Annotated in this window: 14 protein-coding genes; 5 read left to right on the top strand and 9 right to left on the bottom strand. The window is 33.8% G+C overall.

The features are described 5' to 3' along the window. Window positions 1-142: 142 nt before the first annotated feature. Both GQ590_RS00005 and GQ590_RS12420 read right to left on the bottom strand, forming a co-directional pair. Window positions 143-472, bottom strand: a complete 330-nt coding sequence (locus GQ590_RS00005; protein ID WP_160405798.1) for a hypothetical protein — start codon at window positions 470-472, stop codon at window positions 143-145. A 14-nt stretch (window positions 473-486) separates the two neighbouring features. Continuing rightward, a complete protein-coding gene (locus GQ590_RS12420) occupies window positions 487-1,509 on the bottom strand; it encodes a DUF4225 domain-containing protein (RefSeq protein ID WP_160405799.1) in 1,023 nt (340 codons plus the stop codon). 13 nt (window positions 1,510-1,522) lie between these two features. Between GQ590_RS12420 and GQ590_RS12790 the strand changes: the two genes are divergently transcribed. After that, complete coding sequence (locus GQ590_RS12790) at window positions 1,523-1,675, top strand: IS3 family transposase (protein WP_368669140.1); 153 nt, start codon at window positions 1,523-1,525, stop codon at window positions 1,673-1,675. Window positions 1,676-1,809: 134 nt separating this feature from the next. On the opposite strand, the gene GQ590_RS00015 is transcribed toward GQ590_RS12790, so the two are convergent. Genes GQ590_RS00015 through manD form a run of 4 tightly spaced genes read right to left on the bottom strand, consistent with a single transcriptional unit; the run spans window position 1,810 to window position 6,968 of the window. Continuing rightward, a complete protein-coding gene (locus GQ590_RS00015; protein WP_160405800.1) occupies window positions 1,810-3,291 on the bottom strand; it encodes a mannitol dehydrogenase family protein in 1,482 nt (493 codons plus the stop codon). A 23-nt stretch (window positions 3,292-3,314) separates the two neighbouring features. Then, window positions 3,315-4,664, bottom strand: coding sequence for an MFS transporter (locus GQ590_RS00020; RefSeq protein WP_160405801.1), 1,350 nt, complete (start codon window positions 4,662-4,664; stop codon window positions 3,315-3,317). A 57-nt stretch (window positions 4,665-4,721) separates the two neighbouring features. Next, the gene (locus GQ590_RS00025) at window positions 4,722-5,738 is read right to left on the bottom strand and encodes a Zn-dependent oxidoreductase (RefSeq protein ID WP_160405802.1); all 1,017 of its coding nucleotides are present in this window, start codon (window positions 5,736-5,738) and stop codon (window positions 4,722-4,724) included. A gap of 15 nt (window positions 5,739-5,753) precedes the next feature. Then, a complete protein-coding gene (gene manD, locus GQ590_RS00030; protein ID WP_160405803.1) occupies window positions 5,754-6,968 on the bottom strand; it encodes a D-mannonate dehydratase ManD in 1,215 nt (404 codons plus the stop codon). A gap of 294 nt (window positions 6,969-7,262) precedes the next feature. Here manD and GQ590_RS00035 point away from each other — a divergent pair, with 294 nt between their 5' ends. After that, on the top strand, window positions 7,263-7,838 hold the full coding sequence (locus tag GQ590_RS00035) for an aminodeoxychorismate/anthranilate synthase component II (RefSeq protein ID WP_160405804.1): 576 nt from the start codon (window positions 7,263-7,265) through the stop codon (window positions 7,836-7,838). A 1-nt stretch (window position 7,839) separates the two neighbouring features. Next, the gene (gene pabB / locus GQ590_RS00040; RefSeq protein WP_160405805.1) at window positions 7,840-9,594 is read left to right on the top strand and encodes an aminodeoxychorismate synthase component I; all 1,755 of its coding nucleotides are present in this window, start codon (window positions 7,840-7,842) and stop codon (window positions 9,592-9,594) included. 37 nt (window positions 9,595-9,631) lie between these two features. On the opposite strand, the gene GQ590_RS00045 is transcribed toward pabB, so the two are convergent. The 3 genes from GQ590_RS00045 to GQ590_RS00055 are packed head-to-tail and all read right to left on the bottom strand — an operon-like array spanning window position 9,632 to window position 13,114. Beyond that, the gene (locus tag GQ590_RS00045; RefSeq protein WP_160405806.1) at window positions 9,632-10,216 is read right to left on the bottom strand and encodes a membrane integrity-associated transporter subunit PqiC; all 585 of its coding nucleotides are present in this window, start codon (window positions 10,214-10,216) and stop codon (window positions 9,632-9,634) included. Next, on the bottom strand, window positions 10,216-11,853 hold the full coding sequence (gene pqiB, locus GQ590_RS00050; RefSeq protein ID WP_160405807.1) for an intermembrane transport protein PqiB: 1,638 nt from the start codon (window positions 11,851-11,853) through the stop codon (window positions 10,216-10,218). Before pqiB ends, GQ590_RS00045 begins: the two co-directional genes overlap by 1 nt. Before the next feature lie 7 nt (window positions 11,854-11,860). Then, window positions 11,861-13,114, bottom strand: coding sequence for a PqiA/YebS family transporter subunit (locus GQ590_RS00055; RefSeq protein WP_160405808.1), 1,254 nt, complete (start codon window positions 13,112-13,114; stop codon window positions 11,861-11,863). A gap of 423 nt (window positions 13,115-13,537) precedes the next feature. Between GQ590_RS00055 and recA the strand changes: the two genes are divergently transcribed. Together recA and GQ590_RS00065 are read left to right on the top strand one after the other, a co-directional pair. Next, on the top strand, window positions 13,538-14,584 hold the full coding sequence (gene recA / locus GQ590_RS00060) for a recombinase RecA (RefSeq protein ID WP_160405809.1): 1,047 nt from the start codon (window positions 13,538-13,540) through the stop codon (window positions 14,582-14,584). Beyond that, on the top strand, window positions 14,584-15,084 hold the full coding sequence (locus GQ590_RS00065) for a regulatory protein RecX (protein WP_160405810.1): 501 nt from the start codon (window positions 14,584-14,586) through the stop codon (window positions 15,082-15,084). The genes recA and GQ590_RS00065 overlap by 1 nt, the downstream gene beginning before the upstream one ends. Window positions 15,085-15,165: the final 81 nt, after the last annotated feature.

Genomic DNA, 15,165 nt, shown 5'->3' on the forward strand with positions numbered 1-15,165 from the left:
AATATGACGCCGATTGAATTTAAAACACAAAAACAGGCAGCGTGATTTTCTACGTGAGTTTTGTGCTAAAAATGGGGTATTTACAATCTGTGTTATTTCTCTAGTGGTTAATAGTGGAAAGCTAACTTTACTAAATCCATTATTATTTCCATTTTTTCTTTTTCTTTGTTAAATACTCTTTTGGGCTTTCTAACCAGGATATTGGAAAAATAGTATAAACAATTAGAAATATAAATGCTGATAATGCAATAGGACCATAATCTGGATTAGAAGGAACGATACGTTTAAGTTCACCTTCAATTATAACTTGAACAGCTAAAGCAACATAATTAAAAACCAACATGATGCGCCTTTGCCATTTCAACTTTTTATTATATTGATAATCAAATATTGTGTATTTTCTAAAACGATAAGAAATCATAATAGGCAAAATAGAGAAAAAGTAATACGCAATGTAAATCAATATAATCATCTGTGTTATTCCTGTTATTCAATAGAACCTTCTTCAATATGGCCATCAAAATATTGCCGATATATAGTACCATCTAAGCGCGTGCACAATGAATAATTAGGTTGGTCATCAGCATCAGATTCTCGACCTGTAACACGTATTACTATTGCACAACTATCTACAATTTTCTCTATATTATCAATCTGTTCCGGGTTTGAAATATATAGATTTGTCTCACTACTTTCATTATCTTTAACTAATATATTTTTAGCCTCTTGATAAATTTCATATAATGATATAGCATCACTTACTATTTCATAACTTAACAACCATTTATTCATCTGTTTATATGCTTGTATCAAATCCTTTCTACCATAATAAAATAATTTGAATTTAGCTGGATTAGCACGATTGTATTGATTAATTGCAAAACTTTCATCAATTTTAGGAACTAATTTAAGTTTACCATGTGCGGATATACCAATATCAACTAAATCATAAGCCAAAGAACCTGCCTCTTTAGACATTCCCAATCTTTCAGCCGCATTTTGATACACTGATTTTAAAAAGCCATCTTCATCGGTTATCCCTTCTTGAATACTATTAACTCCATGCGCTACTACATATGAGCCAAGTATACACCCCCCACCAGTTGAGCACATTGCAACCCCCATCCTCATCAAGCCAAAACCACCTAAAACACTTAGTCCCCGACCTACCCAGTGAATGCTTTGATCCAATAAACTCTTTTCTTCAGATTTTATCGCTTCTGAGCCTTGTTCATAACTCATCGCTCCGCTTTCCACTTGATTTACAATGCGCGTGGCGAAACCATCAACATTGTTAATGAAATCTTGTTTTATATCATCATGGTAAAGGTGTTTTTCACAAACTTCATGCGCACAATCAAGTAAATTTTGAGCGTCAAGACGAATCTTTGTTTTATCTTCATTTGGTGCTACTAATGAATTAATTTGTGTGTGAATATCATTTTGCGCGATTGTTGAAAATGTATTATTAATAGGATTTGACTTATTTGTATAATATGAGGTTGCCACATCAACAAAAAGAATAAGACTTAATCGCTTAAACTCAACGACTGAGTTACAACGCGCTTTTTCGGCTTATGCCTATTGGTACAATCATAAACAATTACATTCTTCGTTAGGCTACTTGCCTTCCGTTGAATTTAAAAAACACTTACCCCTTAATTTTTTTGTTTGAAATGTGTTGCTATTTCAATGAGATAAATATAGAAAGGTTATTTGTACTAAATTGAAGTCAAATAAAAAGTGTAACGCCATTGCAGGCAATTACACTTTACTGTTATTAATTATGTGAGTTTTGTTAGTAATGCTTTAAAAAAATTTTTCTAACTGTTTTACTGACTGTTTAGCACCAATATCTCGCAAAGATAAATAAGCTTTAGTCACTTGCTCAACAAAATATTGATTGTTAGGTAGATCATCGCCAAATACATGTGATAATGACAATAACGATTTTACCCGTTCTTGATTATCTTGGCTATTTGCTACTAATTCTTTTAACTTATCAACCATTGGATCACTTATTTCAATTGCCTTACCGGCATCATCAGTGCCACTTACATAGCGCATCCAAGCAGCAATACCTAAAGCTAAGCAATCAAATGGTGTGTTTTTTGCTAAATGAAAACGGACTGAATCAAGCATACGTTGAGGTAATTTTAAGGTGCCATCCATGGCTATTTGCCAAGTACGATGTTTTAAACCTGTATTACGATAACGATCAAGCAACGAATCAGCATAAGCCTGTAAATCAACGCCTTTCACTCGTAATGTGCTTGCTTGTTCATTTATCATCAAATGCCTTGCAGCTTTAACATAAAAAGGATCTTGCATGCATTCATCTATATGTAAATATCCTGCTAAATAACCTAAATAAGCTAGAAATGAGTGGCTACCATTTAACATACGTAGCTTCATCTCTTCATAAGGTAAGACATCACTAACAAGTTCAGCGCCAACTTTTTGCCAATCAGGCCGGCCATTAACAAAATTGTCTTCAATAACCCATTGCTTAAAAGGTTCGCCGGCAACACCGGCAGGGTCTTCGATACCGCCGAGTTGCTTTTGAATTTTTTCCATCGTTTCAGGCGTTACAGCAGGTACAATTCGATCAACCATTGTTGAAGGAAACGTTACATTTTGTTCTATCCAATTAGCCAAATTTGGATCGCGCAGTTTGGCTAACGCCAAAACGACATTCCGCGTTACATGACCGTTTTCTGGCATATTATCACAAGACATAACTGTAAACGGTTTTAACCCCTTTTCTTTACGTAAGTATAATGCTTCAACAATCACACCAGGGACAGTTTTTGGTTTAGTAGGATTTTCAATATCGTGTTTAATTAGTGTATTATTGGTATCAATTGATGCCGTTGCAGGTAAATAGCAATAACCTTTTTCGGTAACAGTGATTGACACAATAGCAATTTCAGGGCGCGTGATAACTTCGAGTATTTTGGCAATACCATCTATATCGGCATGTAATGCCTCTTTGGCGACACCAACAACTCGAGTTGACCAATTGTCATAAGCCATTTCACAAACACTAAATAAGCAATCTTGCTGTTTTAAATCCTCAATTTGCTTTTCACCGCCGATTAAATTGACTTCACAATATCCCCAATCACTACCATATTTAGCCGCTAAAATATCAGTAAAAACTGCCTGATGAGCACGATGAAAGGCACCAAAACCAAGATGGACAATTTTAGTTTTAAGCTTATTTCTATCATAGTTTGGTACAACTACCTCTTTAGGTAGTTGTGATAAAGTTTTAGTTGATAGTTTCATTATTTTTCCTTCAAAACCTTAAATTATAATGCGGCATCATTTAAATCAGATAAATCACGGTCTTTAACTTCCGGCATAAAAATCGCTGATATCAAACCAATACAAGAATAAACAATGATCATAACAACAATTGGCCACCAATCGTTGACAATATTACAGAAAATTCCGGCTAATAAAGGACCAAACCCGACCGCAATAAGACCTCCGGCTTCTTTAGATATCGCCATTTGAGTAAAGCGATTACGAGCACCAAACATTTCAGCCATTGTAATATTTTCTAGTGCAAATAGCCCTAGTACGGCAATATTATGAATAATAATCAAACATAACATTATAGTGCTAACTGAATGACTTTTATCAACAACAATAGATAGCATTGGATAAGCAAGAATAATTGAAGAAACAGTCAAAATAATATATGGAATTCGTCGCCCAATTTTATCCGATAACCATCCTAAAAAAGGAATAGTGACAAATCCTACAATCGAACTAATCATTAAAGCATCTGTCGGTATACCTTTTTCGAATAATAAGGCCTGCACTAAGTAACCTGCTAAAAAAGTTTGAATTAATCCTGAATTTCCTGCCTGTCCAAAACGTAAACCAGTTGCTAGCCAAAATGATTTACTTTTTATCATTTCAACTAATGAAATGTGTTTGATTGGTTGTTTATTACTAATTGGTTGGGTATTTACATCATTAACACCGTCAAATACAGGGCTTTCTTTTAAGTTCGTTCTAAGCCATATGGCAAAGATCATAACGATCGCACTTACAAGAAAAGGGACTCTCCATCCCCATGCAATTAGCTGTTGTTTATCTAACAAAAAAAACATAACTGCCCAAATCGCGGTAGCACTCAATGTACCGCAATTAGTGCCCATTGCAACTAATGAAGAAATGATTCCTCTTTTTCCTGTTGGAGCATATTCTGCAAGCATAGTGCCTGCCCCTGAAATTTCGGCACCAGCGCCCAATCCTTGTACTATACGTAAAACAACCAACATTAAAGGAGCTAAAATACCTACTTGAGCATAAGTTGGTAATACACCAATTAGTGTTGTACAAATACCCATCATAGTAATTGTAATAAATAATACTTTCTTTCTACCTATTGCATCGCCCATTCGTCCAAAGATAAAAGCACCAACAATTCGGGCAATGTATCCTGCCCCATAGGTTCCCATAGCTAAGATTAGTGCCATAATTGCCGATTGTTCGGGAAAAAATATTTCACGAAATACTAGTGCTGCACCTAAGGAATATAACTGAAAATCCATAAATTCTAATGCTGTTCCAAGCCATCCTGAAATAGCTGCTTTAACCAAATCCGATGTATTTCTTTCACATTTTCTATTTCCTATATTATTCATGATGTTACTCCCTTTTTATTTTATATATAAAATACCTACGACTAGAGAGAGCAAACACTAACTAAAAGTTAGTAAAACTTTGCAACACTGTTTTTGATCTTTTTCGAAAGTTTCAATTGCTTGAACAATTTTCGAATAATCAAATTGATGAGTAATGAGTTTTTTAGGATCAACTAATTTTTTTGTTAACCAATCAATAACTACAGGGAATTTATTTGCATTTAATCGAGATGAAAAAATAGATAATTCTTTACTTGTAATGCCTTGCTGAGTTATCTGACAGGCATCACCTGAGAATCCCATAATCAAGATCCTTGCCGCTGGTGATGCAATACTAATTGCTTCTTGCAAAATGGAGGGATGACAGGCTGCATCTATAATAATTGTCGGTTTAATACTAAGCTTATCTAGCTCATCTTTTAAAGATAAAGAGGTATTGTTTATTACTCTGTCAGCACCACTAATTTTTGCCATATCTAAACGTTCTTCAATCCTGTCAACAACAATGACCTCTTTAACGTTATAAACTCCTTTTAACGCTTGTACTGACGTTAGTCCCATTGGGCCGGCACCATAAATTAATGCAATATCATTTTCAGTTGGTTTTAAATGATTGGTTGCATTTGCTGCAATAGTAAATGGTTCAATCATCACAGCAAACTCATCACTAATTTCATCTGGAATAACATAAGCATTTTTACTTGGAACTACCGCGTACTGACTAAATCCCCCATCACGATGAACACCTAATACAGTAAGAGATGTACAGACATTAGGGCGACCAATAGAACAAGGATAGCAATGTCCACAACTAATTACTGGATCAACAGAAACACGTTCGCCAATTCTTGATTGATCAACCCCCTGCCCAACTGCATCAATCACACCAAAAAATTCATGTCCAATAACTCGTGGATATTTAACAAATGGGTTATGTCCGCGGTATATATGGCTATCTGAACCACAAATACCTGCTAATTTTACTTTTACTCTTACTTCTCCATTTGCAGGCTGAGGAACTTCTCGTTCCTCAATTACCAATTCATTAGGTTGCTTTATTACAATACTTTTCATATAACCTCCTATAATTTACCAATTCCACAACGTGCCATCTTCTAAACGAGCAATCGGTAAGTAAGCTGGTTTGTATGGATATTTTTCGGCAAGTTTTTCGTCAAAATCGATACCTAATCCTGGTTTGTCGCTTGGGTGCATATAACCATCATTAAAAGTCCAATTTGGTGAAAAAACTTCTAGCATTTGCTCTGAATACCCCATAAATTCTTGCACGCCAAAATTAGGTACCCACATATCAAAATGTAGTGCTGCAGCATGGCAGATTGGGGATAAATCAGAGGGTCCGTGCGATCCTGTTCTTACTTGATAAAGCGCAGCGAAATCAGCAATACGACGCATATGGGTAATACCGCCTGCATGAGTAATGGTGGTTCTTATATAATCAATTAATTGCTCTTGGATCAGTTGTTTGCAATCCCAAATGCTATTGAATACTTCACCAACTGCAATTGGTGTGACAGTATGTTGACGAATTAAACGGAAACATTCTTGATTTTCAGCCGGTGTTGGATCTTCCATCCAAAATAGACGGTAATCTTCTATGCTTTTTCCAAAACGAGCTGCTTCGATAGGCGTTAGGCGATGATGCATGTCATGCAGTAAATGCTCATTAAAACCAAATTTACTTCGTACTGCATCAAACAATTTAGGCATAAAATCAAGATACTTCTCGGTTGCCCAATATTGTTCTTCAGGATAATTCCCTCTTGTTGCTGGTTCATAAGCAAAGTTTTTACCTTTACTTTGACCATAGGTTGTCTTCATTCCAGGGATACCACATTGTACGCGAATTGCTTTAAACCCCATTTCCTTATGTTTAGCGTAATCATCTAATGCTTCATCAATACTTGAACCAGTCGTATGACAATACACCATGACCCCTGTTCGTGATGCACCTCCGAGTAGTTGGTATAATGGCATGTTGGCTAACTTACCTTTAATGTCCCAAAGTGCCATATCAATTGCTGAAATAGCCGACATGGTGACAGGACCACGGCGCCAATATGCACCTTTATAGAAATATTGAAAGATATCTTCAATTTGATGGGGATCTCGCCCTATAAGTTGTGGGCAAAGATGATCTTTAAGATAGGATGCTACAGCTAATTCACGGCCATTGAGTGTTGCATCTCCTAAACCGTATACCCCTTCATCGGTAGTAATTTTTAATGTGACAAAGTTTCTTCCTGGACTACATACAAAAACTTCAGCTTTTACAATTTTCATTCAATACCTCTTTTGTGGAATTGGGTGTTATCAAAATAACACGTAAATACTACCATACAAGTAGAGTTGTATATTTTTGTGAGATTTATCACAGAAAAAGAGAATTTTTGTCAAAAAGTTTCAGGAAACTCGGCGTTTTAGTATAAAAAAAGGAAATAAAAAGATAGCAAACTGGCAATCATATCTGTTTTTAACTGTATTAACGGTATAATAACTCTGGATATAACTGGAATTTGGCTGTTATAAATGCCAATGTTTTAAAAACAATACGCTATGTAATTAATGGACTCTATTTTGATATTATTAATAGATAATTATGATTCTTTTACTTTCAATATTCACGATTATTTGTGTCAAGTTGGCGCAGAAGTTAAAGTGATTAAAAATGACGAAATGACAATTGAACAAATAAAAGAGCTTAGCTTTTCTAAGATTATCATTTCGCCGGGGCCTAGCTCCCCAATCAATGCCGGAATATCACTTGCTGCGATTGCCGAATTTAGTCATATTTGCCCAATATTGGGAGTTTGTTTAGGCCATCAAGCGATTGCTCAATATTATGGGTATAAGATTATTAAAGCACCAACACCTATGCATGGAAAAGTCGATGAAATAATGCATGATGGTCAAGGCGTGTTTAAAGGAATCAAAAGCCCGCTTTCAGTCGTTCGTTATCATTCATTAATTGCTTGTGATAAGCTTTTATCAAAAGAGTCACAACTAATTGTAACAGCAAGAAACCATCAAGGATTGATTATGGGATTACGCCATAAAATGTTACCCATAGAGTCCGTCCAATTCCATCCAGAAGCAATTAAAACCGAATTTGGTTTACAAATGATTGATAATTTTGTCCATGAGCAATACTAAAATGAAAATTCATATTGATTTTGAAGGTCAACATAAATATTTTTGCAATCCAATAAAAGTTTTTGCTACAAATGATTATTCTTTAATTAAACAACAATTGGATGAAATCGAAAAATTCACACAACAAGGCTATTATGCAGTTGGATATCTCGCTTATGAAAGCGCAATGGGATTCAATAGTGAACATAAAACAAAACAGAATTATGATTTGCCGCTATTGATATTTGGTATTTTTGATAAATTTTCTATCATTGAGCAAAAACATGTAGAAATAAGTGATTACACTCCACCAACTTTTGATTTGATAAGCGATACATCAAGAGACGAATATAATAAAAAGATTGATTTTATTCGCTCGCAAATTGAATCAGGCAATACTTATCAAACCAACTATACAATTCAATTTACTGCGCCATTCAATGACAGCGCTATTGATTATTACTATTTTCTACAAAAGAACAATCAAGCCGACTATTGCGCTTATATTGAGTTTGACGACTATTGTATTTTATCAATTTCGCCAGAATTATTTTTTAAGTTAGAAAATAAAATTATTACCACAAAACCAATGAAAGGAACTACTGCCCGTGGTTTAACTAATCAACAAGATAAGCAACAATTAGAATTTTTATTTTCTGAAAAAAACCAAGCTGAAAATATGATGATTGTTGATTTATTACGTAATGATTTAAGTCGGGTTGCAAAGGCAGGATCAGTTACAGTTCCTAAATTATTTTCAGCCGAAAAATATCCAACCGTTTGGCAATTGACTTCTATGATTCAAGGTGAATTGAAAGAACATGTTAATTTATATCATATTTTTCAAGCACTATTTCCTTGTGGATCAATAACTGGAGCGCCTAAAACCAGTACCATGCAAATTATTGCCGATATTGAAAACTCACCTCGAGGTGTTTACTGTGGAACAATTGGTTATATTGAACCATATATGAACAAAGCTATATTCAATATCCCAATTCGGACTTTAACCATACACAATCAACAAATGCATTATGGTGTTGGCGGAGGGATCACTTGGGATTCAACCTCACAAGATGAATATAATGAGATTTTAGCTAAAACAGCAATTTTAACTCGTACCACTTCTTCTCCCAAATATATCATTGAATCATTATTGCTTGAAAAAGGACAATTTTTCTTATTGGAAGAACATTTAAGCAGACTTTCTCAATCAGCTGATTATTTCGATTTTAGATGTGATATTAATGCGATTAAGTTGCACCTTATTAAGTTAGCGATTGCAACCACTGAAAATATTTCGAATATTTATAAAGTCAGAGTGTTACTGCAAAAAAATGGGCTATATACTATTAGCGAGAATATCATTAACTCGCCAATGGAGATCAATGAAATCGCATTTGCAAAACAGTGTGTTCATAACCAAAATGTCTATTTGTATCATAAAACGTCAAATCGTGAACACTTTCCTGATTTAGCTACAGGAAAAGAGTATATTAATTTTAATCAATACAATGAAATCACTGAATTTGTTAACGGTAATCTGGCATTGCTGATTAATGATCAATGGATTACCCCTAAAAAAGAATCAGGATTACTAGCTGGCACCATGCGGCAATTTTATTTAGATCATAATCAATTGTTAGAAAAAACACTTTTAAAAGATGATCTTTTAAAAGCTAATAAAATCGCATTTATCAATAGTGTTCGCAAATGGATTACGATTGATGATGAGGTTTTTAGTCAATTCAAATTGCAATTAAAATCATTGATTTAAATACTCCGTCAAAATTCTGATGGAGTGTGATTATAACTTAATGTTTTATTGAACTAGCAAAGTCTAGTTCTTCATCTTGCCAAGCTTTTGATAGTGCTTTAACTAAAGCACTATATCCATTGGATTCTAAAGGAACATGGCGCTCAAATGGTTTTGTTTCAATATTATTTTTACTGTCACTAATCACCCATCGCCCTTTAATGATCGCATCGCCAGTATAACTGCCATGAAAGCCGTCAATAAATAATTTTACTGTTAATGTCGGTGTTGTAATTGACTGGCTCGATACTAAATAATTAGGCAATAAAACGGTTAAATCTTGCGATAACCTCTCTTGAAGTTGCTGTGATAGTGTTGAAGCCCATAAATTTTGAGTTGCCGTTTCATATGTGATATTGTCTGTTTGTAATACTATCCCTGGCTTGTTTAAAAAACTTGCCATATCCACCGATTCTATCCAAATAAAACGATTAGTTGTTTTTATTTTTTGCGATGCAGGGCTCGGTAAATTACTGGTTAGTTGAAAATAGCTTTTACTTGACATGCTAGTTGAACAACTGGCTAATATAGCAAGTAATGGTACAAATACAACTATGAGCAAATTTTTATATATTCTGTTCATTATTTTTTACCTTTTGCTTGAGGCTCTTGATCTTTCTTTGACGGAGCAGAAAATATCAGTGCATTACTCTTATCGTTAAGCGTGTTAAGTAATGGCGTTAATTCGTCCATCATTTGTTGAGCTTTTTGTAAACTTTCTTTCATTTGATTGTTTAGTTCAGAACCCGGTTGTAATCCTTTTAATGTTTTATTTAATGAGCGTAATGTCTTTTGTAAATCTTTTGGCATATTTTGCATCTCTTTACTTGCCATAACTCGATTTAATGAATTCATTAAGCGTTGGCTTGATGCAAGTGATTGATTAAGTTGTGACACCGTGTTATTAAGAGGTAAGTTATTAAAATTATCTAATAACTGCATAACTTTGGATTGAATTTGTGCAATTCCTGTTGAAGTTGCCTCAATGGTATCATAACCAAACTGCTTTGCCATTTTAGGGTCATATTTATTTTTTAAATCAGGATAAAAATCAAGATCTATATACATTGCGCCAGTGAACATGTTTGAGGTCTTTAACGAAGCTCTTAAGCCATTTTCTTGCTCTTTCATAATTAATTCAGCAATATCGACTTTTTCATCAACTAATTCAGATAAACGTTCTGGCTCAATCCTAATTAATATTGGTACTTTTTTATTTAAAATTGAGGATTTTTCTAACATCTCTGCAGTATAAAATGGCACTTTAGATACTGTTCCTAACCTAATACCATGATATTCAACAGGTACGCCTTCTGATAATCCCGATATGGAGTCAGAAAGCATAACAAGGAATTCTTTATATTCAGTATATTGAGAATCTTTAATGGATTTTTTATCTTCATATAATTTATAAACTGCATTTTGTTCTGCTAGCGCTCCTAATTTAGACCCTTCAGGCAAATCAAAACTAATCCCACCTGACATTAAGACATCTAAGGAAGGAACATCTAAATTGGCTCCTTGAGGAGAAAGTGTTAAATTAACTCCGCCTTCTTTCCAAAAGCGTACATTTTGAGTTACCAGTACATCATAAGGTTTAGTAATAAAAACTTGATATCTCATTTTACGTGCTTGAACATCAAATTCTGAAGTTTCAACATTACCAACACGATAGCCATGAAACATAACAGAAGCGCCTCTTGGGATCACACCATTTTGTTCACTTTCTAAATTTAAACGGATCCCTTTAATACTTGGATCTGACAATGGTGGAGTATCAGAAAGCATAAAAGGTTTGTTTTGGAAACTGTGCGTATCGTTTCCGGCAACTAATTCTATATAAACGCCTGATAAAATAGTTCCTAATCCTGTCACACCATCTCGTCCAATTTCAGGCTTAACAACCCAAAAAATTGAATCATTTTTCAGTAGTGGATCCATATCATTGTAAATACGACCTTTGATTACCACTTGCTTGTAATCATCAGATAAAGTCACTTCATCAACGATACCCACATCAACACTACGGTTTTTAATGGTGGTTTTTCCTGCAACGATGCCACTTGCATCTTTTGCAAGCAAAGTGAAAGAGGTTCCCCTATCGGCAAAATGAGAGTAGATTATCCAAAGACCAACAATTGCAGTCACAATGGGAATAATCCATATTGCGGAAATAGCTCTAATTTTAGTTATCTTTGCTAATTTACTTGATGTTGCCATATTGTTTCTATTGACCTATTTTTTTATTTTGCGGACGATCCCAAATTAAACGAGGATCAAATTTTTGTGATGCAATCATTGTGATAATAACGACACTTGCAAAAAATGTAACACCAATATCAGGGTAAACCCCCATCATTTGTTGATTTCTAACTAAAGAACAAATAACTGAAACCACAAATATATCTATCATTGACCATTTACCTATAAATTCAACAGCAGTATATAATTTTTTCATTTTTAAGCAATTACGCTTATTTTTTTGTTTTACTGCGAGTGCAAAATAGCAAAGCCAACTCAGTGAAATGATTTTTAAAATTGGAATTACAACACTTGCAATAAAAATAACAAGCGCAACAGGTACATCACCTGATTGCCACATATAAATGACGCCATCGATAATGGTTGAAGTTGATGGAGATCCAAAAACAACGGTTATCATAATACCAAATAAATTAGCGGGAATATAAAGAATTAATGAAGTTACCAATAACGCTATAGTCCATTGTATTTTATCGCAATTTCTAATTTTACTTTTTTGTTTACATCGAGGGCATTTTTTATAATTTACAGGTAATATAGCCTGACAGCAATTACATAGTTTTAAATTTTGACTTATACCTGTTTTACCCGCTTTTAACGTATCGGCAGAAAAATTATTACGGTGAATTTCATTCCAAATTATTTCTGGTGAAAAAATAACTAATGACTTGATATAAAAAAAGACAAATAAGCAAAATGCAAAAAATGCGCTAGTCACACCAATAGTGCCATAACTCATTAATTTAACAAAACTAACTAAAATTCCGACAAGAAATATTTCAGGCATACACCAATGTTGAAACTTTTCATAAACAATAAGCAAATCTCGCTTTCGATACTTTGTTAATGGTAATTTAGAACAAAGTATCGTAGTAATTAACAAATTTAATATGGGGAAAAGCAAAACAAATAAGATAAAAAGTGCAGAAATATAGCTATATTTATCAAAAAAAAGGGTTTTAGGAATGTCTAATATACTAATACCAATAAAATTACCGACAAGACGAATATCAATAAAGATAAAACCGTAAGCGACAACAATCATAATCAACGAACAAACTGCATACATAGCCGCTCTAAACTTCATCTCACTATTATTTTTGACTAATGTTGCATTACAACGGGGACAAATAGCTTTGTACCCTACCATTATATCAGGTAATTCTACGACCAAATCACAATGTGAGCACAAAACATAATGTTGCTTATCAATGGTCATTATTTCCCTTTATTCGATCAATTTAATCAATAAAAATATTCAAACTAGAATAACATTGAAACGCAAAAACTAATAAATTATTTTAAACAATTAGTCGAAGAAATGGCGACTAATAAGAAACAAATCTGATCAAAGATTCCTCAAGATGCTATATCATATCAAATAACAATTTTAATTAAAGAACATTAATTCAAATTTGTTTAAAGGGCATAATCGAAAAATTAACATAATAAATTTAATCTTGAATAACAATATTTTATCACCATGTGGTATTTTCAGTTATTATAGTGAATAAATTAGCTATACAACAGTGTGAGAAAATTCGCATAACTAACTAAATGATTATCGTATATAAAAAAAACTTGATACTGTATAACAATACAGTATAATGTGCTACATCCTAACTCATTGGAATTTTATAATATGAACGAAAACAAACAACGCGCACTTTCAGCTGCATTAAGTCAAATCGAAAAACAATTTGGTAAAGGTTCAATTATGCGTTTAGGGGATACTCAAACGCTAGATGTGGATGCGGTATCTACTGGCTCTTTAGGGCTAGATATTGCATTAGGCATTGGTGGCTTACCAATGGGGCGAATTGTTGAAATTTTTGGACCAGAATCATCAGGTAAAACAACACTCACTTTATCAGTAATAGCACAAGCTCAAAAAGAAGGTAAAACTTGTGCATTTATTGATGCTGAACATGCGCTTGATCCAATTTATGCAGCGAAATTGGGTGTACAAGTTGGTGAGCTATTAGTTTCTCAACCTGATACAGGCGAACAAGCACTTGAAATTTGTGATGCACTAGTTCGCTCTGGCGCTGTTGATGTTATTATTGTCGACTCAGTCGCAGCGTTAACGCCAAAAGCTGAAATTGAAGGTGAAATGGGTGATTCTCATATGGGATTACAAGCTCGCTTAATGTCACAAGCATTACGTAAACTAACTGCGAATATCAAAAATGCAAATTGTTTAGTTGTATTTATTAACCAAATTCGTATGAAAATTGGTGTTATGTTTGGTAGCCCAGAAACAACAACTGGTGGTAATGCACTAAAATTCTATGCTTCAGTTCGGCTTGATATTCGCCGCATTGGTTCAGTAAAAGAAGGTGAAAATATTATTGGTAGTGATACTCGGGTAAAAGTTGTTAAAAACAAAGTTGCAGCACCATTTAGACAAACTGAATTCCAAATTCTTTATGGTTGTGGTATTTCAAAAGAAGGCGAACTAATTGATTTAGGTGTTAAAAACAAATTAGTAGATAAAGCGGGGGCATGGTATAGCTACAATGGCGAGAAAGTTGGTCAAGGCAAAGCTAACTCAATTAAATTTTTACAAGAACACCCTGAAATTGCCAAAGAACTTGAAACTAAACTACGCGATTTACTACTAAATAGTCCTGCCGTTTTTGCCTCTGATGAAGAAAGCGTTTCACAAGAAGATGAAAGTTTTGAATAATGGATAAAAAACTCAATAAATCAATTCTAAATAAAGCTGTGCAACTGCTTGCACAGCGCGATCACTCTTCGTATGAACTAACGCAAAAAATAACATTTTTTTTTGCTAAAAAACAATTACCTCTAGACGAAGATTATCACGATCAACTAACTAAACTAAAAACTGAAATACAAGATGTTATTAGGTATTGCATCAATCAAAAGTGGCTCAATGATGAACAATACATTGAAAAGTATATCGTTATGCGTGCCAATAAAGGTTATGGAAAATATAAAATTGCAATGGAACTTAAGCAACGTGGTTTACCAACTGATTTAAGTCAACAACTATTACAGATGTCTGATATCAACTGGGGACACCTTGCTCATACTCAATTACGAAAAAAACTAAAACAAATTAAACCCCAAAATAATGACAGAAAACAAAAAGGTATTCAGTTTTTAATCGCAAGAGGTTATACACAAGATGATATAAAAACTGCACATAATTTATTGACTTAAACAAAGATAATATCTAAAATAGTGTACAGAAAGTAAAAAAATGATTACAAATAAAACTTACTAATTCTTTTTATTTTTACT

This window comes from Gilliamella sp. Lep-s35 (genome assembly GCF_009795845.1).
Classification (GTDB): Bacteria; Pseudomonadota; Gammaproteobacteria; order Enterobacterales; family Orbaceae; genus Gilliamella.